A 19,541-nucleotide genomic window follows, 5' to 3' on the forward strand; every position below is an offset into this window, starting at 1 on the left:
CCTGCTATCGCCAAGGTACCTACATCTGTGTAGGCAAGGCATAAATTTTGCTATTTAGTTGTTCTAAATAAGAAATTTTTAACGCTGTTAGCATCAGATTTACTCCTTCAAATTGAGCAAGTATTAAGCCAAATTAGTATAAGTAAAAAAACGCCCAGAGACTTACCTGCAAGCTCTGGGCTTAGGGAAAGGCTCAAGGTTGAGCCGTGCGCTAACTAAAAACACCTTCTAAGACTTTAGGGAGAAGTAGAAAGTAACGTTAAGTTTAGTTAACCTTTCAGCGTTTTTACAAATAAATGAACTATTTATTAAGTTTATAAAAAACATAGTGTTACCTGTGATATTCTTAATCGATATTAAAAATATCAAAAGGGTATATTCAGGTTATACCCAAGTTATTAACAGGTCGTCTTTAATCAAATCACGCGGTAAACTATTTTTCACTTTGTTTTTTTGCCATTTACCCAGTCCAATGGCACTGCCACATAGCATTAGTACGACTTCTCCGGTCAGGGTTGTTGTTGTATCTAAACGGATGTCTTTGCCGTTGAAATAGTCTCTGGCTTGAGTTTTTGTTAGTTCAAGTATGTTTTGTGTTGCGAGGTGGCCAAATGCGGTGGCAAATTCGTGTTCTAGCCTTATCCCATTTTTGTGAGTCGTACCCACTAAAATACCGATACGAGCATATTTTATCCGTGCTTGAATTGCATCAAAACCATTGGGAAAGAGCCATACTTCTTTGTCTCTTGCCATTAATGTACCTTGAAGCTCGCTGATACCAAATTGCTTCTTTAAAACACTGGAAAAGGTTTGAGCGGTTTTTTTATCAACGGGGTTAAAAGGAAATACGCCTTTTTTTTGTTTCGGATCCTTTGCAGGAACACTCATGATCTTCGTAAATTTGGCAATAAAGAAACCTTCGCTATCATAAACTTGAGGCCAGACGTGCAGATACCCCTCGGGTGTCACAGCATCTTCAGCGCCTTCGAATAACGTTGCTAGACTCTCTATTGATACAGCGTCGGGGTAACTGTCTACTAGATATTGACAAACCTGTTGATTTTCTAAGGGCGTTAATGTGCATGTCGAGTAGACAAGACTACCACCTGGCTTTAATGCCTGAAACGCACTATCAATCAGTTGTTTTTGTACGGCCGCAATTTCAACATTAGACTCAATAGACCAATTTTTTAGTGCATTAGGGTCTTTTCGTACAGTCCCTTCACCTGAGCATGGTGCATCCAGTAAAATATTGTCGAAACATTCGTGCATATAGTCACCGAAAATACAGCCATCAAAATGAGATAAGGCAACATTGTGTATTCCCATGCGTTTCATATTGGCCGCAAGCGCTTTTAAACGTGATGAAGATAGTTCATTGGCGACTAACACCCCATGTCCGCCCATATATGCTGCAAGTTGTGACGTTTTTGAACCTGGTGCTGAGGCCATATCGAGATTGATATCATTGTCAGTAATCGTGGTTTTGAGCGCTGTTGGCGGTAACATCGAGCTGGCTTCTTGAACATAGATACAACCACTCAAATGAATATCTGTATTACCAATCGCCAATTTCGCTTCTTCTGTATCACTTCTTGTTATCCAAAAGCCTTCTTCACACCACGGGATAGGCTGAGCATGCCAGTCGTTCTCGCGACAATATTGCAAAAATTCAGTGATAGACATTTTCAATGTGTTCACTCTGATTGCTCGACGCAGCGGTGACTGACAGGTAGCAATAAAATCATCAATACTCAGGTGCGCAGGAAGATAAGTTTTTACATCATCTATGAAGTCGTTAGGAATATAAGTTGTTTTGTCCACGAGTAAACTCAGGTTGTAAGTTTTTCACTATTTTATACCAATTAGCTTGGAAAAATGCAGATTTGTTACCTATGTAGGCGTTTTTGAACAACTGGCTGACATCACTTGCAAATAGAGATAGAATGTTCGCGAAATATCGCGAGGTTTTGTATGTCTATTATTAAACATTTTTTGGCTGATCCCAAACTACTGTTGAATGCAGTGGGGGAAGGGATCTATGGTTTTGATTTATCTGGAAACGCAGTGTTTGTTAATCCCGCAGCGGAGCGGATGACGGGCTGGCAAAGTGCCGAATTGCTGGGCAAAAAGATCCATCAATACCATCATCATAGTCACGCTGATGGCAGTGAGTATCCCGCAGATGAATGTAAAATATATAAAACGATGTTTGATGGTAAAACACGCCAAGTACAGCATGAGGTGTTTTGGCGAAAGGATGGTAGTTGTTTTCCTGTGGAGTATACGTCTACGCCTATATATAAAGATAAACAAATTATAGGAGCAGTCGCGATATTTCGCGATGTTTCACAGCAACACAATACGGAAAACGCATTACGCGAGGCATTAAATAAAGTTCAAGTACTTACCGAGCAGCTCAAAGATGAAAATGCTTACTTGTTAGAAACCTTAAATGAAAATTGGCAAGACTCTGGGTTAGTCGGTAACAGCGATATATTTCAAGCTATGTTAGCGCAGCTAGAGTTAGTGAGTAAGACCGACAGTACAGTATTGATTTTGGGTGAAAATGGTACTGGTAAGGAGCTAGTTGCAAGAAACTTACACCGCCTTAGTGAGCGATCATCACAGCCGTTTGTCAAAGTGAATTGCGCTGCATTTTCTCCCACATTAATAGAATCAGAGCTGTTTGGTCATGAAAAAGGGGCATTTACTGGAGCCAATGAAAAACGAAAAGGGCGGTTTGAACTGGCAGATAAGGGCACCATCTTTTTAGATGAAATAGGTGAATTACCATTAGAAGCACAAAGTAAGTTATTGAGAGTTTTGCAAGAGCGCGAGTTTGAAAGAGTTGGTGGGAGTAAGTCTATTCGAGTTGATATCCGTATTGTTGCTGCGACTAACCGCGATCTGCGGCAGATGGTTGAAGAGGGGAGTTTTAGAATGGATCTCTATTATCGCTTAAATGTTTTTCCTATTCGAGTACCTGCACTACGTGAGCGTATTGAAGACATCCCTGTATTGGCAAACAATCTCATTATGCAACTCAATAAAAAGCTCGGTAAGCAACTAAAAGGTATTTCTAAAAAAGCACTCTATGCGTTACAAGGCTATGATTGGCCGGGAAATATTCGCGAGTTACAAAATATACTAGAGAGAGAGGCTATTTTATCTAAGGGACGGTTGCTTGATTTATCTCAATCACTCAACCTATCTGAGCAAACAGGAGCAGAGCATGGTGTATTAACACTCGCGCAAGCCGAAGCCGAACATATTACAAGGGTACTTGATATGTGCAATTGGAAAATATCAGGCACAAATAGCGCAGCAGAGAAGCTGGGTTTACCGGAAAGTACGCTAAGGTCTAAAATGAAAAAGCTGAAAATTAGCAAAAATCCGTGATATTTCGCGGTTGTTCGTGATATTTCGCGATTTAATATTTTTGCTATTTTAAAAGTTGTTTATAATCAATTGTTTATAAACTTTCAGATTGGTCTGAAAGTTGCAATATAAACTTTGTGTATTACCAATGTAGCAAATAACATGAAGTTTGATATCAAAGAAGAAGACATGATCATTAAGCCCTACAAGCAAGAGGGGCCAATTTACGTCAGAGAGCAAAAAGGGTTTTTTCAAAAAATAAGGAGAAACCTAGGTTGGTTCTTAATGTTAACTTTCGTTCTTATTCCTTGGATCCCATATAACGGGCAACAGGCCATATTGCTCGATTTTGGTACTCAGCAGTTTAAGATCTTCGGAGCCACTTTCCTACCACAAGACTTTATGATTTTGGCATGGATTTTCATGGTGGGTGCGTTTGCGCTATTTTTTGTCACAACATGGCTTGGACGCGTTTGGTGCGGCTATACATGCCCACAAACAATTTGGATGCTCATGTTTACTTGGGTTGAGCATCGAGTTGAGGGGACTCGCAACCAAAGAATAAAACTTGATAAATCAGATTGGGATAGCAAAAAAATCGCTAAAAAAACGGCTAAGCATGCTATATGGCTGTTCATTTCAGTATTCACTGCCACCTCCTTTATGGCTTACTTTATTCCTGCAAAAGAGCTATATCTGGACATGTTTACATTACAGTGGAGTGGCCTTACCTCCTTTTGGGTATTTTTATTTGCATTTTGTACTTATGGTAATGCGGGCTTTCTGCGTGAAAAAATGTGTACCGTCGCATGTCCATACTCGCGCTTTCAATCCGTTATGTTTGATAAAGATACACTCGTTGTAACTTATGATAGCGGGCGTGGTGAAAACAGAGGTCGTCGTAAACGTAAGGATGATCCAAAGCAAAAGGGGTTAGGTGACTGTGTTGATTGTAACCTGTGTGTTGAAGTTTGCCCCGCTGGTATAGATATTCGTAATGGCTTGCAATATGAATGTATAAACTGTGGGTTGTGTATTGATGCGTGTAATGAAACGATGAATAAATTTGGTTATCAACCAGACCTGATCAAATATCAAAGCGAACACCAGCAAGCAGGTAAAAAATCTAATCCATTTAGGCTAAAAATTGTTGGTTATGGTGCGATCACGGTATTGATCATGGTTACTATGGTAATTTGGGCATTCAACCGTACACCGATAGAAGCATCCGTGATCCGTGACCGTAATGCACTGTACCGTGTTAATTATGAAGGGTTAGTAGAGAACCCTTATACCTTGAGTGTGATAAATAAAACACAGCATGACTTGACGTATACAGTAAGTTTAAAAGGTTTGCCAAATGCCAAATTGACCGCTCCGGTGACAACCCACATTGCTGGTGGAGATATGGCATTGATCCCAGTAACAGTTACAGCTGATGGTTATGACTTAAAAGGTAAGCGGATCCCAATTCAATTTACGATTGAGTCGCAACAGGATGCAACGATTAGTATTACAAAAGATAGCTATTTTTATAAAAACTAGCACGATTTAATGAATTGAGTACTGATTGTATGAGCTACACAAGCTAGATAGATTTGCGAAGTGTGGCTGATACAATCACTCAAGGTGTTGATTTCCCTATACCAATTTGACTAATCAGAAATCTAGTTGAGGTGAGTAATCCTATAACCGCCACATAAAAGTCTTGCTATGTCCTTCTTTAGCGAGTGCCTTTAGTGCCAGTTAAGTCAGGTTTGCTCTCTTATACTGATGCTGTATTACGCCGAACTGGTATTACACTCCCCCGACGTAATGCGCCCTCTAGTAGGGCGCTTTTTTATATGTGCATAAATGCACATCCAATCGCTAAATATCGCTATTTCTCTTCGTACTATTAGCGTTTACTATGTATGTTATTGAGAATGAGTTTTATTAGCTAAATTATGTTTAAAAATACACGTCAAAGATATGGGGTAATAGCCATCATATTTCATTGGCTCAGTGCTTTTGTAGTATTCGGCATGTTTTGCCTTGGCATATATATGGTAGAGCTAAGCTATTATGATCCATTTTATCGGGATGCGCTGTACATTCATAAAAGCGTTGGCATATTACTGTCCATATTGATACTACTGCGCTTGGTCTGGAAGTGGTTAAATCCCGCGGTTAAACCTTTAAGCGCAACAACACCTCTACAAAGGCTACAAAACATTCTGGCGGGATGTGTTCATCTAGTTTTGTACTTAGGTTTAGTTACTTTATTTTTATCTGGATACTTGATCTCGACCTCTGATGGCAGAAGTATAGAGGTGTTTGGTTGGTTTTCCGTCGCAAGTGCAGGTGAGCTATTTGATCGTCAAAGCGATATAGCGGGCACTATTCACTTATACGTTGCGTGGGGGCTAATAGCTGTCGTTGTAATCCACATCTTAGGCGCCTTAAAGCATCATTTTATAAACAAAGATCAGACCTTAGCGCGCATGATTAAGGTTATGACTCCAAAAAAACATGAGGAATAACACATGAAAACACCATATTTAGCTGCTGGTATTGCAGCTTTGACAATGGCCGTGAGTGCCAGTGCTGCTGATTATACTATTGATACCAAGGGCGCACATGCGTTTGTTAATTTCAAGATTAAGCATTTGGGATATAGTTGGTTACATGGTCGTTTTAACAACTTTGAGGGGGAGTTTAGTTATGATGCCAAAAACCCAAATACCTCAAAGATAAATGTAGTCATTGATACAGCGTCTATTGACTCAAATCATGCAGAGCGTGATAAACACCTACGAGGCAGTGATTTTTTAAACGTGAAAGCACATCCAAAGGCCATATTTAAAAGTGAGTCCATCACGTTTAGTGACCAAACACACGCAAACGTTGTTGGCACTTTTACATTAAATGGGGTGACTAAAGAGATAGCTTTTGACGTTAAAAAAGTAGGAGAGGGTCAAGATCCATGGGGAGGCTATCGAGTTGGTTTTGAAGGCGAAACACAGCTAAAACTTGCAGATTACGGCATTGACTATGATTTGGGGCCGGCTTCCACACACGTGACTATTGGTCTGCATTTGGAGGGGATCCGCAAATAATACGAACTAAGAGCTAGTCTTATTTAATTCATTTGTAATGATGTCATAAACCGCTTTGCTATCTACGCTAAGCGGTTTTCACTTATTAAACACACTTGCCAATTGAGGTCTAAATTGCTCGGGTAGCCACCGAGACATTGTCAATCTGTAGCGCTCGTCTTTATGTACACTACCTAAAGCCAAACTAATTGCCGCGGCGTCTTCTTGACCTTTCGCATTTTTACTGCACCCAGCAAACCCTGTTGTTATTTGAGACGTAAGGTCAAGCCTAACCTGAGTTAACTCATCAAGTTTGTCGACATGTAATTTATGATAGTAATGCTCACTTGGATAACCCAGTATCACATCAACGCGCTTTTTAAGTAGCATGACCGTTAAGCTCGCCAGAGCATCACGCCCTGGTCTTATTGACACTTGTTTATTGGGTAAATTAGTAAGCAATGTGTCGAGCTCATCACCAAATGAGCGGTTAGCCGCAATGCCTACATTTAGCTTATGCTTTGTCACCAGTGAAGCGAGGTTGATGGCCTTATCTTTAACACCTAGAGCGTGAGCGACATCTTTGCGCAGCGCAACTGATGTTGATAATCCGATGGTCGAATACTCGTCACTGAATGCGATGTGCTGCTGACGATCTGCGGTTTTATACAAAGAGATGACACAATACTGGTTATTAACATTTGATAATTCGTGTATCGCCCTTGAAGCGGGATATAACTTATAGTTGAAGGTATAGTCAGGCATATATTGTTGAATGAGTTGAATTAGTAATTCATCTCTTCCTTGGCCTTCTAATCGATCGGCAAGGATATAATAAGGCGCAAAGTCGATGACTATCCATGTAATTTGCTTAGCATGACTCATACTGGCATATGTTATTGTGAGAAAAAACAATATGATTTTAATCAAACTTTAAAGCCCTTAACGCGCATATACTAAGCTTAGCATCACCTGCGTTATTGATGATTAAATTAATGTATATTTAATTTGTATTTAATGTTTACAGTAGGGAGGGGTGTGCTAGTTTTAAATAAAGTCTTAGTTTTGGGAAAATAGACGTTTTAGAATGGTTGTAGCAAGTAGCCGAACTCTTTTGAAAATGTTTAGCGCTAGCATGTCCTATTGTGTACATGACCTATTTTATTGTTCTGATTTATAAAGCATATTATACCAAGCTAAGATAGTATCTCGTTTTTATAATCGACTTTTAGTTAGCTAATGGGAGTGTGCTTTTGTAGCGAGCCTACTATGGCGCAACACGGGCTATTTAAGTAAACCATTTCTGCATACTGCAAGCTAATTTGACGATCATGAGACCAAAAAGGTAAGGAAGCCAGTCAAACCAATAACGATAAATTATTATAAGGAAAATCTATGACTATTCTGATTGTAACCGACATATTTGGCCACACAGAGCATGTTAAGCGGTTTGCTAATAGCCTTGGTAGAGATGTAAAGGTACTTTCACCTTATGTTGAGGAGCCAACGAATGTCACAGAGGCTGAATGCTATCAATTATTTTTAGCTCAATGTGGCCATCAACGTTTTGCCGAAAAAGTTGTCGCAGCTATTGATACTCTCAATCCAAAATTAATTATCGGCTTTAGTGCAGGCGGCGCAGCTGCTTGGGTTGCCTTATCTGAATTCAGTAGTGTCAATTCGGTCGAGCATCTGATTGCTTTTTACCCAAGTCAGCTGAGAAATCACTTACAGCATAAGCCTAATTGTGATGTTTCTATATTCTTTGCCCAAGTTGAACCACATTTTGATGTTGAGCCTGTTATTGATGCGCTTCGGTGTAAAAAGGGAGTAAGTTGCGTGAGGACAAGATATTTACATGGTTTTATGAATAAGCTATCTACTAACTTCGATTCTTACGCATATTCTCATTATCAATATTTTTGCCAAAGGGAAGGACGGGTTAGCTCAACCCCAGTGTTGGCCGAACCTGTTACTTTGTAGTCAGCTGGAAGACTGGGGAGTTAACACCCTCACAGTAGCCAACTTTATGCTACCTGGACTTGAAGCATAGGTGATTTGGAACTAAACCTGACACTAGTTATATGTTTTTCTTAATTATATTAAAGGAGTGTAAGATGTATCCAGAGTTACCAGACTATCGACATTTTTATAGTAATCCTATTGCAAAGCCTCCTTGTCGAATGCTTAATGCGCAAATGTATGGCTTTTTTGTTGAAGGTGAAAAAGCAAAAATTCAGGCTTATATCGATAGCACATTAAATACAGTGCCAAGTAGTGATTTCACATTCAAGGCACTAACTAATTGGTGTTTGCTAACGTTTACTGACATTGAAAATATTGCGTCAAAAGTGGCACCGTTTTCTGATTATGGATATATGCAGGAAACGGATATTATTATTTGGTTACCGATACTTAAGGTCAGTCTTGAGACCCGAAAGGCTGAACACCTTTATTGGTATCCAGCATTTATTGCGGTGAATAACATAAATGCACTTATCAATGGCAGAGAGATTTGGGGTTACAACAAATACTTGTGCCGTTATCGAATGCCTGAGCAATTTGGCAAGCCACTGCACTTTTCTCTTTCTCTAGATACTTTCAAAACATTTAACCCAAGTACCAAGATGGATTGGCATGACTTATTATCAATTTATCCAGAAGATGATGGTGAATCTTGGTTAAAAGAGGTGTTGGAAGTTGGTGACGAAATAGCAACCCTTTTTAAAGCTTCTGTATGTGATTTAGATGTGGATAGCCAATTTTTGAAGCAGTTTCTGTCCGGGTTTACACATCCACAAATGGATCAAATCCTGTTCAAACAAATTCCTGATGGTTATGGTGAAAAAGCCGTGTATTCGGCTGTGGTGCATTCACCGTCTGAAGTAAAGAAAATTCATAAAATTGGCTTCATAAAGGATGACCTCCATCTTGATCTTCAACACCTAGATTCATTTCCGTTAAACAAGATGTTTGGCATCCCACTCGGTAAAAGTGAATTAAAACTTCCGTACTATGTAAAAATGGATTTTGATCAAGCGGGTGTAGAGGAGATTGTATCGACGACTTCAGGCATAACAACTCAACGCAGATAATCGAAGATCAAAAGCGATATACGCCTGTTAAGTGGTCTCTCGGTATTGCTAAGCCTCATTATTGAGTGCATTAAACTAATGTTACGTGAATGGAATAACTATGAACAAACAGAAAGTGGCTATCCTTGGGGGCGGCGTTTCTGCTATGACAGCTGCTGTATATATGACAGAGCAAGAAAACTGGCAAGAACGCTATGACATTACAATATATCAGCAAGGCTGGCGGTTAGGAGGTAAAGGTGCGAGTGGACGCAATCCAAAACATGGTGAGCGCATCGAAGAGCATGGTCTACATGTGTGGTTTGGTGCCTATGTAAATTCGTTTCGAATGATTGAGACTGTGTATGACAAACTAGCTCGCCCAAGTAACAAGCCCATCCACACGTGGGAGCAAGCCTTAAAACCACATAGTTTGGTTGTACTTCAAGAATATATAGATAGGCAGTGGCAGACCTGGTCTGTTGACTTTCCAACTATCCCAGGCAATCCAGCAAACGGTACATTGGATTTACATTTTTGGCAGATTTTAAAACTTCTTGCTGCGTGGCTACATAAATGGGTTGATGATATAGAAGATGAAGTCGTGAAGACACATAAAACAACACAACTCATAACAAGAAAAAATAGAGATAAAAGTTTGTTGGCACATTTAGGGCAGGAAGTCAGTAATTTCTTTGATGATATTGAGGACAAAGCGAAGCGTTTGTTTGATGACGCGGAGCAACAAATTCAGGAAGTGCTGTCGACTCCTAAATTATTGATTGCTCAACTAGATGCTTTTTTAACAGTAAGAGGATCAGACCATCGTTTAGGAAACAAGAAAGATCACCTAGTAGTATGGTACATGGTGCGTAAAATTAGGCGTTGGCTGAAATCAGAGGTAAATGACTTAATTGATGATAATCCGATCATAAGACGTTTATATATATGTCTTGACCTAGGTATTGCTATGATTATTGGATTATTGCGCGATAAAGTGTATTCCAGAGGCTTTGGATACATTGATAAATATGATTTTAAACAATGGCTCAGTCGCAATGGTGCTAATGAAACACTGTCTGTAGAGTCCGCTCCGGTTAGGGGATTTTATGATCTAGTGTTTGGCTACGAGGATGGTGACTTCGAAAAGCCCAATGTTGAAGCTGGAGTCGCTTCTCTTGCTATGCTGAGAATTATGCTGTGTTACCGCGGCGGTGTGATGTGGAAAATGCAGGCAGGTATGGGAGATATTATCTTTGCACCCATATACGAATTATTAAAAGCAAGAGGAGTAAAATTCGAATTTTTCAACCAAGTTGAAGCGCTCAAAGGCGTGACTTGCGGTGAAAGCAATTATGTTGATGAAATCACTATTATTGAACAGGTAAAATTAAATTCTGCGCAGTCATATTCTCCATTAATGCCTGTGAAAGACTTGCCATGTTGGCCAAGCGAACCGATTTGGGGGCAAATTGACAAACAGCAAGTTGAATTGATCCAACAGCATGAGGTGAACTTGGAATCTTATTGGTCCAATTGGGAGTCGATATACCAACACACATTTGGACAGCCACTTCCGCGGAAAACGCTAAAGCGTGCTGTAGATTTTGATTTAGTTATTTTTGGAATATCTGTGGCTGGACTTTCGCCACTTTGTGAAAATTTATTGGATCAAGATGAAAAGTTAAAGCAACAAGCAACAAATGTTAAAACAGTAGCCACGCAAGCGATGCAGCTATGGTTGACTAAAACAGACAGTGAATTGGGTTTTCATGACCCTTCACAAAGCGATGAAAGGCCAATTTTGAGTGCTTTCTCGAAGCCTTTTGACACATGGGCTGCGATGTCTAATTTACTTGAAGTTGAGGATTGGAAAGACCAAAAGCCGAGGAATATAGCTTACTTTTGTAGTGCATTTACCTGTGCCAATTATCCGCCACCATCAGATCATCATTTTCCCGAGCGTATGAAAGCTGAAGTAAAAGAAAACGGTTTAAAGAAGTTAACCAGTCAGATGCAGCCACTTTGGCCAGAAGCTTACCATGGAGATGACTTCGACTGGAACGTGTTGTTTGATAGAGGTAATACTTCTGGCGCGACAAGGTTTGACGCACAATATTGGCGGGTTAATGTAGATCCTAGTGAGCGATATGTATTAAGCGTGGTTGGCAGTAGTAAGTTCCGCCTAGCAACGAATGAGACTGTATTTAGTAATCTTTATCTGACGGGGGATTGGATAAAAACAGGAGTGAATGCTGGGTGTGTAGAAGCCGCTGTAATGGCGGGTATGCAAACGAGTAGAGCAATTACAGGCTATCCAGAGCAAATCAGTGGTGAGCAAGGGTTTGCACCATTTGACTGATATGCGGTGGAAAATGAAAGCCATGACCACTCGATATTTCAAATAACGGTATTAGTGTGAGGTTTTAACTTTGGTTATCGGGTACGGAAACTACCGTACTTGATACCAAGATGTTGGGGTCGCTGTAAAACTTTTAGATGAGACAGCGCAGGAAGGAGCTATTTAAAAAACAATAGCTTAGCTTGTTGCACACCGAGGCTTCTGGTTAATTAAGTGTAATTACTTGGGGGTCGTTTTAATTCAGCTATACTGAAAGTGCAATTGCATGATATAGCTAGGGATTAAAACTATGCCACATTCAAATGTGCTGATGAACACGGTTACTCTTGCGTTACTTTTTGCTATCTCTTCAGAGGCAAGTGCCAAAGCAGAAAATATCGAAATAATCGAAGTCTATGCACAGAAAAGAAAGCAATCCATTAATGATGTTGCGATTGCCGTCAAACCTATTTTTGGCAGTCTAATCAAAGATGCCGCGGTGAAAGACACAACTGAGCTTGGAAGCCTCGTATCTAATGTAAAAATTAGCCAAAACGCGGCAGAGGGTACACCTCCTGCGATAAACATAAGAGGGGTGGGGCTGGTTGATTATAACACCGCAAATACTTCTCCCATTGGTTTATATCTTGATGGAATTTCTGTTGGCTCTGCAAATAATCAAATCATTAATCTATTTGATATGGAGCAAATAGAGGTATTGAAAGGGCCACAAGGGACGCTGTTTGGGCGCAACACGACAGGTGGTGCTATTTTGCTAAGGACTAAGCGTCCTGAGGATGGCGATTATGCTTATCTTACCGCCGGGATTGGCTCTGACTCACTTTCAAGTGCCTCGACAGTAATCAATCTGAGTCTTACTAACGATAGTGCGATGAGGTTTGCCGGAAGCCACAAAAAGTACGATTACACCACATACAATCTTGATGATCGCTTTCCTGAAGCTGGTATGGAACAAAATGATGCTCGGTTAAGTTATTTTGGTGAATTTGACGATTTTAGCCTTTTCATAAAGGTTGATTATGGTCATTGGAATGGTTTGGTACAGCCAGTTGGTAACATTGGTATTTACGCAAACCCTGCTGATGGAACGAGATGTGCCAATTCACAGCTTGGCAGCAGTAATTGTGTCGATCTATTTGGCTTTAATAGCGGCAGCGACGATTTTTGGGCTGTAAGAGTGAATAACTATCAGCAACATCACAGCGTGAGCAAAGGGCTCACCGGAGAGTTAACTTATCAACTGGCTGAACAGTCGCAACTTGTATATTTGAGCGCTTTTAATCGGTTGGATCGCATACATGGGTTTAATTGCGATGGTAGTATTTTTTCACTATGCGAGGGAGAGTTAGGGCTAAAAACTGAAAAGTTAACTAATGAACTGCGATATGAGCAAGGCAGTTCACGTGGGTTTTTAACGCTGGGTTTATTTCAACTTGAAGAGCGTATTTACCAAGATAACTACAATGATCTTTTACGCGACTTACGAGGAACCGAAAACGGCTCGAGTGCAGCAACTTTCTACTATGATAACGATATAGAGATCTCCTCGCATGCAATATTTGGTCAGTATGAGTACAGGCTGAGTGAGGAAACCGCGCTATTATTGGGCTTGAGGTATAGTGATGAAAAAGTCGACTACGATACTTTTTCCTACATGAATATCCCATTTGGCGACAACACTGCTGGGATCTTAATTCCTTCATACGACATACAAGGTGGAACATCGGATACCAACCTATCAGGTAAATTCTCCGTGATCCATAAGCTCGAATCAACTAAAAGCTTGTATTATAGCCTTGCAAATGGGGTGAAAAGTGGTGGATACAATGGTGGTTTCTTGGTGTCTCGCTCGGCTGCTTTACGAGCTAGCTACGGACCAGAAAAGCTGATTGCGCATGAGCTGGGCGCAAAGTTAATGTTCGAACCGATTGACTTACGCACTAACTTTGCGGCTTTCTATTATGATTATAAAGATCAACAGGTTTTTATGAATCAAGCCTCAGAGATCCCTGGAGCGCCCCCTTATCAACTATTAAAAAACGTGGGCAAGTCGACTATTTATGGAATTGAGCTAGAAAACACTTGGGGCGTGTCGAAACAAACTCAGGTTTCACTAGATGTTGGTTATATTCCAGAGGCTAACTTTGAAGAATTTGTGGATCCACTCGGAGTTGCCTTAACAGACAATCGGCTCCCTTTCACATCCAAATGGAATATTGCAGGCCATGCTGAGCATAAATTTAGTTGGAACTCTGTCGGAGTAAAAGCGAGAGTTGGCTTTGATTATCAAAGTGAATACTATTTCGATCAAAATGAGTCGCTATACGCCTCTCAGCCGAGTTATATTCTGTGGAATGCTAATTTACAGTTCAAATATGATAAGTGGCAAGTTGGAGTGTGGGGTAAAAACCTTCTTGATAAAGAATATAGTCATTTAATCTTCGACTTAAGTAGCTTTATAGGCATGCTTGAAGATTTTAAAGGGGAAGGAAGAAGAATTGGACTCGATGTTACCTACCACTTTTAAGTTTTAATTCGTGGAAAAATAGTAATTAGATTTTTGAGGTATAAAATTGCGCAAATTAGGTGAAAAGAAAGCAGCTCATAGAAAAGGGATGCCCGTTAGCATGCGCTTTTTATCTATTTTGCTCTGTATTTTTTGGTTTTCGGGAGCCTGTTTTGCTGATCAAACATCGTTGACACTTTCACAACCTTGGCATTACCAAAACCTTCACAATATTGGGCGCATCTATGAGGCAACATCTAGCACCCGATTTCCTCAGAATTGGGATGAGATACAGACTTGGGAATCCACTCAACAACCTTTTGAGAAAAGAGCTTTATTTTCAGGTCGGTATTTTTTAGTGACTAAAGTGAAGAATCAAAGTCCACTTAGTGAGTTTGTGTTATACCCCTACAACACCGTGCTGAGCAAAATTGAGTCTCGGATATACACGCCCCAATCTGTTATCAGTGTATTTTCCGGCGGTGTGGTCGAAAACGAGTTTGCATTTCACTATGGAAACCAAATTCATCTAGAGCCTAACCAAGAATATTATATTATTACTCTATTTGAGAGCGATTTCTTCTATACACCCGTCAAGCTGACTATTGAGCCGCTCAGGGACTTTGAACGCAAAATCGTATATGAAAACTTAATAATGACACTCTGCTTTGGGGTTGGCATTGTGCTGGGGTTATATAATCTACTTATTTATATCGGATCGAAAGATATTACCCACCTTTATTACGCGCTATTTACTTGTGTTTGGGTGTTTGCATGGAGTCATTTTTTTCATGTACCAGACCAATTGTTTGGGTTTTACTCAGCTAATCTTCATTGGTTGGGCTTTGCGCTTGCACCGCTTACTAACGCACTGTTTTACATACACCTATTAAAGCTTCAAGATGCCCATCCAAATTATGTTTCAATTTCAATTTGGTTGGGGGTGATAGCTGCATTGGGTTTACCATTTTGCATTCTTTTTCCAGGGTTTGGCTTTATTTGGGCAACCTTAGTGACTGGTCTTGCAATGTGCTTTGGTTTATTTGTTGGGGTAAAGCGGTGGTCTGAAGGGTTTCAACCCGCACGCTATTTTGTTTTTGCTTATGTTGCTATGGCTGTGCCAAATATGATTGGTAATTTTACTAATCTCAGTTTACTTCCTGAGTCATCAAGCAATTTGTATTTGTATGGGCTGATAGGCTCGGCACTAGATGCACTTTTATTGGCTTTTGCCGTTGCTGATAAATTTAGGATCACCAGTGAGGAGAATATTGAGCTAAACAAAAACCTAGAAGCAAAAGTCCTGAAGCGCACTTATGAGTTAGAACAGGCCGCTGCAGAACTTAGAGATGCGAGTGAGGCAAAAAGCCGTTTTCTGGCAAATATGAGCCATGAAATTAGAACTCCTATGACTTCCATTATAGGTTATGCCGATGGCATTATGCTTGGAGATATAAAACCTCATGAGCGGAATCATGCAATATCAGTTATTTTGCAAAACTCGAGACATGTTTTAGGCTTGATAAATGATATTTTAGACATGTCTAAAATTGAAGCGAATAAACTCGAAGTTGAATTGGTTGAATCTAATCTCTTTCAGGCGATTGCACATGTGGACTCTCTACTGGGTAAGCAGATAAGAGATAAAGGGTTGGAATTTGCACTAAATTATCATTTCCCATTACCTGATTTTGTTGTAATAGACCCCACGCGGTTGCGTCAAATTTTGCTTAATTTAACCTCTAACGCCATGAAGTTTACCACGGTTGGGAAAATCTCAATCGATGTTGCGTGTCAAAATGAAAGGTTACTGATCACGGTGCGTGACACTGGGATAGGAATGACCGCAGATGAACAAAAGGAGTTATTTAGTGCGTTTTACCAAGCTGATTCTTCTACTTCAAGAAAGTATGGAGGAACTGGGCTTGGATTAAACATCTCAAAGAGTCTCGCGAATAAGTTAGATGGAGATATTTTTGTTGAAAGTGAGGTCGGCTCGGGCACAGCATTTACATTGTCGTTAGGGCTATATACGACGGAGAGAACTAGGTGGGTAGAAAGCTTAGCACAAATTGGGGATGTACGAGAGCATATCAAGGTGCCAGAAGAAATTACTCAGGCATTAAAAGGAGAGGTGTTACTCGCGGAGGATAATACCGATAACAGTAAGTTAATCAAACGGATCTTAGAAAGAATGGGATTATCAGTTACTGCTGTGGAAAATGGTCAACTTGCAGTACAAGCGGTGCTGGACAACGAATTTGATCTCATTCTGCTTGATATTCAGATGCCGGTTATGGATGGTGAACAAGCGTTTAGCTTTATTCAAGCGACGGGGTGCAGTACACCAGTGATTGCACTTACCGCCAACACCATGCAGCATGAAATCGATCGTTATTTGAAGTTAGGTTTTAGCGATCACCTTGCAAAGCCAATTGATAGACTTATCTTTAGTCAAAAAATAGCGCACTATCTGGATATTAAAGTAGAAGAAGATCTTGACCTGCCAGAAGCTGAGTTTAATCAGCTTAAACAACAATATGTATCGGGATTACATGAACAAATCATACAAATTAAGAACCAAGCTAAGTATCAAGATTACGAGGCCTTAGCGAAGACGGTACATGCAATCAAAGGCACGGCTGCCATGTTTGACTGTATTGATATACATAAAATTGCCCATCAACTTGATGAAAAGTTGAAAAATAAACAGTTACAAAATATAGATACTCAGTTACATGATTTGCTAGGTGCGATGACTCGCGCAATTGAATCTGGGAAACAAAAAAGTGAACAAGCGTGAACGTGCTAGCGCAGTGGCTGGAGCGCATTTAGCTGAGATGAACTTATGATTGGAAAATCGCGTCTAAGTTTGTAACTGGCATAAAGGTTAGAAAAAATAGTCGTTTTAGATAGCCGATCAAGGTGTGCAATAAATAGTTGAGCACTGTGCCTTTGTCCTGAAGGGTGTGTCATTTTGCAGCAGCGTTGAAATTGTGCAATCAACGTTCTGACAGACTCTGATTTCCCCTTTGTAGATAGTGCCAAATCTGCCTCTATAAAAAAGGCGACTCCACTCCAGTACACTCGCTGCTGCGCGTTCAAAGACCACATGTTTTCGCTGATAGATGATAAAGTGCCCGGTGCCGCCTTGGTATTGTCTCTGCCACGCTTTAATCCTGAGCGTAGTCGTAAGTTAAATTCATCGATGTCAAACACAGCATTGTCAAGCATGATGATATTTTGTAGGTAAGTGGCTAACCCTTCGGCTAGCCAAAAGTCAGGATAATCTAGTAATGGATGATAGAGGTGGGCAACTTCATGATAAATAGTCCAATCTTTAATTAATACCTCACTAGAAGTGAAACGTTTAACATGTAACTCCACTGAGTCATATTCCCCTCGCTTTATTGCCCCCCAAGGTACTGGCTCGGAAGCTAAGAAAACAGGCTCAACCGTAATGTTGAGTTTGGTTTGCTGCAAAGCGCCCAATGTCTTTTCAGTGGCCTCTATACTGTGCGAAACCCAAGTGTTGATGTGCTTCTGATCTGTATTACTTACCCAGCTTGAATACATTAATTCAATGTGTGTTGCACCTACATTATTTGTAATGCAGGCCAGCGCAAATAAAATATAAAATCTCATGTTTATCGCTTTTTGGTTAGCACTAACGCACAGGTTCACTTGAATAGTTCAGTTGAGATTATCTCAACTGAACTGAACAGTCTATTGTGTAAAACTATACAAAACATCAACCAAGGAAATTTAATGAAATTAGTTATACTCATGGTTAGTACTGCTGCCTTATCAAACCCATTACTTGGGACGTGGGAATTTGTCGAAGGGGAATATGCAACGCCAAATGGCCGTATCACCGCAAAAGCTCCCGAATTAACATCGACCAAACTTATCACAGAAACTCATCATAGTTATATCACTCAAAGTCGAGGCGAGTTTAAGTATGCGGGGGGTGGTAGCTATAAGCTAGAAGGCGATCAATTTATTGAAACGTACGAGTATGGGAATATTCCTTCTTTACTAGGAAGAACTATGTCATTCAACTATAAAGTTGATGGGAAACTGTGGCATCATGAGCTTTATGAAGATGGTAAGTTTGTTGAAAGGGAAGTATGGAAAAAAGTCGATTGATCCCAGCTAAGATGCGTTACATTTGTCACGCATCTTCCAAATTTCAAAATAAGTACACAGATACACCAGTTCCCATGGGCACTCAAGTTTTAATCAAAGTACATGCTTTTGGTGTTAATCGTGCCGATATTCTTCAACGTCAAGGTAAATATCCGCCACCTCAAGGGGATAGCGAAATATTAGGCTTGGAGGCGTCAGGTGTTGTAGTTAAAGTTGCTGATCGGGCACTTGAACACTTGTTGGGGAAAGATGTCTTTTGTTTAACCTCAGGTGGTGCTTATGCAGAATATGTGGTTGCGGAGGCCGCTTTACTTATCCCTGTCCCCTCAGGTATGTGTCATAGCTATAGTGCAGGACTCGCTGAGATATACCTGACGGCATTTGATGCGCTAATAAGAGTAGGCCAATTAAAAGCAGATGATGTGCTGCTTTGCCATGGTGGAGCATCTGGAGTTGGCAGTGCAGCCATTCGGATCGCCAAACATATTGGTGCTACAGTGGTAACTACCCAAAGCAGTGAAGAGAAAGCCCTGTATGCTATCTCCTTAGGTGCAGATCATACGATTAACTATTCTGAATCTGACTTTGCTGAAGAAATGAAAAAACGTAATTTAAAGGCAAACGTAATACTAGACCCCGTAGCAGGTGATTATCTTAAAGCCAACCTAAAAGTTGCTGCAATGGACTGCCGTTGTATCTTATTGGCAATGCTGGGTGGAAGATACGCAGAGCTAGACTTCGCAAAAGTGTTAGCAAAGAGATTTAACCTACACGGTAGCACACTTCGAAACCGTTCAATCGCATACAAAACAGAATTAGTTGCTAGTTTTACCTCTATGTTTAGCAGTCGACTTGCAGAGCCTGATATGCAGATCCCGATATACAAAACTCTACACTGGGATGATATTGACCAAGCACATGAGCTTTTAGAGCAAAATCTGAATCGAGGTAAAGTCGTTGTAAGAGTATGCTAATACCATATATGGACTCTC

General features: G+C 40.3%; 14 protein-coding genes. 11 read left to right on the forward strand and 3 right to left on the reverse strand.

Going from position 1 to position 19,541, the window contains the following annotated elements; genetic code table 11:
- Window positions 1-384: 384 nt before the first annotated feature.
- Complete coding sequence (gene rsmF, locus D9603_RS12435) at window positions 385-1,824, reverse strand: 16S rRNA (cytosine(1407)-C(5))-methyltransferase RsmF (protein ID WP_128731557.1); 1,440 nt, start codon at window positions 1,822-1,824, stop codon at window positions 385-387.
- Window positions 1,825-1,974: 150 nt separating this feature from the next.
- Here rsmF and D9603_RS12440 point away from each other — a divergent pair, with 150 nt between their 5' ends.
- From D9603_RS12440 to D9603_RS12455, 4 genes are all read left to right on the forward strand, one after another.
- The gene (locus D9603_RS12440; protein WP_128731558.1) at window positions 1,975-3,402 is read left to right on the forward strand and encodes a sigma 54-interacting transcriptional regulator; all 1,428 of its coding nucleotides are present in this window, start codon (window positions 1,975-1,977) and stop codon (window positions 3,400-3,402) included.
- Between the two features lie 141 nt (window positions 3,403-3,543).
- Entirely contained in the window at window positions 3,544-4,926 is a 1,383-nt protein-coding gene (gene ccoG / locus D9603_RS12445; RefSeq protein ID WP_128731559.1) for a cytochrome c oxidase accessory protein CcoG, read from the forward strand.
- Window positions 4,927-5,327: 401 nt separating this feature from the next.
- Entirely contained in the window at window positions 5,328-5,903 is a 576-nt protein-coding gene (locus D9603_RS12450; protein ID WP_128731560.1) for a cytochrome b, read from the forward strand.
- 3 nt (window positions 5,904-5,906) lie between these two features.
- A complete protein-coding gene (locus tag D9603_RS12455; RefSeq protein ID WP_125252691.1) occupies window positions 5,907-6,479 on the forward strand; it encodes a YceI family protein in 573 nt (190 codons plus the stop codon).
- A 78-nt stretch (window positions 6,480-6,557) separates the two neighbouring features.
- Here the strand turns inward: D9603_RS12455 and D9603_RS12460 are convergent, their stop codons facing one another.
- Window positions 6,558-7,343, reverse strand: a complete 786-nt coding sequence (locus D9603_RS12460) for a transporter substrate-binding domain-containing protein (RefSeq protein ID WP_128731561.1) — start codon at window positions 7,341-7,343, stop codon at window positions 6,558-6,560.
- Between the two features lie 510 nt (window positions 7,344-7,853).
- Here D9603_RS12460 and D9603_RS12465 point away from each other — a divergent pair.
- The 5 genes from D9603_RS12465 to D9603_RS12485 all read left to right on the forward strand — a co-directional run bounded on the left by D9603_RS12465 (window position 7,854) and on the right by D9603_RS12485 (window position 17,203).
- The gene (locus tag D9603_RS12465; protein ID WP_125252693.1) at window positions 7,854-8,441 is read left to right on the forward strand and encodes a dienelactone hydrolase family protein; all 588 of its coding nucleotides are present in this window, start codon (window positions 7,854-7,856) and stop codon (window positions 8,439-8,441) included.
- A 134-nt stretch (window positions 8,442-8,575) separates the two neighbouring features.
- Window positions 8,576-9,553 carry an acetoacetate decarboxylase gene (locus D9603_RS12470; protein WP_125252694.1) on the forward strand — a complete coding sequence of 326 codons (978 nt, stop codon included), beginning with the start codon at window positions 8,576-8,578 and terminating at the stop codon, window positions 9,551-9,553.
- Window positions 9,554-9,653: 100 nt separating this feature from the next.
- Window positions 9,654-11,894, forward strand: a complete 2,241-nt coding sequence (locus tag D9603_RS12475) for an NAD(P)-binding protein (protein WP_128731562.1) — start codon at window positions 9,654-9,656, stop codon at window positions 11,892-11,894.
- A gap of 289 nt (window positions 11,895-12,183) precedes the next feature.
- A complete protein-coding gene (locus tag D9603_RS12480; protein ID WP_128731563.1) occupies window positions 12,184-14,421 on the forward strand; it encodes a TonB-dependent receptor in 2,238 nt (745 codons plus the stop codon).
- 100 nt (window positions 14,422-14,521) lie between these two features.
- The gene (locus D9603_RS12485; RefSeq protein WP_128731567.1) at window positions 14,522-17,203 is read left to right on the forward strand and encodes a 7TM diverse intracellular signaling domain-containing protein; all 2,682 of its coding nucleotides are present in this window, start codon (window positions 14,522-14,524) and stop codon (window positions 17,201-17,203) included.
- Window positions 17,204-17,208: 5 nt separating this feature from the next.
- Here D9603_RS12485 and D9603_RS12490 read toward each other — a convergent pair whose 3' ends face one another.
- A complete protein-coding gene (locus D9603_RS12490) occupies window positions 17,209-18,045 on the reverse strand; it encodes a hypothetical protein (protein ID WP_128731564.1) in 837 nt (278 codons plus the stop codon).
- 123 nt (window positions 18,046-18,168) lie between these two features.
- Here D9603_RS12490 and D9603_RS12495 point away from each other — a divergent pair, with 123 nt between their 5' ends.
- Both D9603_RS12495 and D9603_RS12500 read left to right on the forward strand, forming a co-directional pair.
- Window positions 18,169-18,549 (forward strand): hypothetical protein, encoded by a 381-nt coding sequence (locus D9603_RS12495; RefSeq protein WP_128731565.1) that lies wholly within the window; start codon window positions 18,169-18,171, stop codon window positions 18,547-18,549.
- The gene (locus tag D9603_RS12500; RefSeq protein ID WP_128731566.1) at window positions 18,531-19,523 is read left to right on the forward strand and encodes an NAD(P)H-quinone oxidoreductase; all 993 of its coding nucleotides are present in this window, start codon (window positions 18,531-18,533) and stop codon (window positions 19,521-19,523) included. Before D9603_RS12495 ends, D9603_RS12500 begins: the two co-directional genes overlap by 19 nt.
- Window positions 19,524-19,541 lie beyond the last annotated feature (18 nt).

Source organism: Pseudoalteromonas sp. PS5 (assembly GCF_004103255.1).
GTDB classification, from domain to species: Bacteria; Pseudomonadota; Gammaproteobacteria; order Enterobacterales; family Alteromonadaceae; genus Pseudoalteromonas; species Pseudoalteromonas peptidolytica.

Bases quoted from the DNA above. Each gene is read 5' to 3' on its own strand.
- D9603_RS12440 (WP_128731558.1), top strand. From the start codon at position 1,975: ATGTCTATTATTAAACATTTTTTGGCTGATCCCAAACTACTGTTGAAT.
- ccoG (WP_128731559.1), top strand. From the start codon at position 3,544: ATGAAGTTTGATATCAAAGAAGAAGACATGATCATTAAGCCCTACAAG.
- D9603_RS12450 (WP_128731560.1), top strand. From the start codon at position 5,328: ATGTTTAAAAATACACGTCAAAGATATGGGGTAATAGCCATCATATTT.
- D9603_RS12455 (WP_125252691.1), top strand. From the start codon at position 5,907: ATGAAAACACCATATTTAGCTGCTGGTATTGCAGCTTTGACAATGGCC.
- D9603_RS12460 (WP_128731561.1), bottom strand. From the start codon at position 7,343: ATGAGTCATGCTAAGCAAATTACATGGATAGTCATCGACTTTGCGCCT.
- D9603_RS12465 (WP_125252693.1), top strand. From the start codon at position 7,854: ATGACTATTCTGATTGTAACCGACATATTTGGCCACACAGAGCATGTT.
- D9603_RS12470 (WP_125252694.1), top strand. From the start codon at position 8,576: ATGTATCCAGAGTTACCAGACTATCGACATTTTTATAGTAATCCTATT.
- D9603_RS12475 (WP_128731562.1), top strand. From the start codon at position 9,654: ATGAACAAACAGAAAGTGGCTATCCTTGGGGGCGGCGTTTCTGCTATG.
- D9603_RS12480 (WP_128731563.1), top strand. From the start codon at position 12,184: ATGCCACATTCAAATGTGCTGATGAACACGGTTACTCTTGCGTTACTT.
- D9603_RS12485 (WP_128731567.1), top strand. From the start codon at position 14,522: ATGCGCTTTTTATCTATTTTGCTCTGTATTTTTTGGTTTTCGGGAGCC.
- D9603_RS12490 (WP_128731564.1), bottom strand. From the start codon at position 18,045: ATGAGATTTTATATTTTATTTGCGCTGGCCTGCATTACAAATAATGTA.
- D9603_RS12495 (WP_128731565.1), top strand. From the start codon at position 18,169: ATGAAATTAGTTATACTCATGGTTAGTACTGCTGCCTTATCAAACCCA.
- D9603_RS12500 (WP_128731566.1), top strand. From the start codon at position 18,531: ATGGAAAAAAGTCGATTGATCCCAGCTAAGATGCGTTACATTTGTCAC.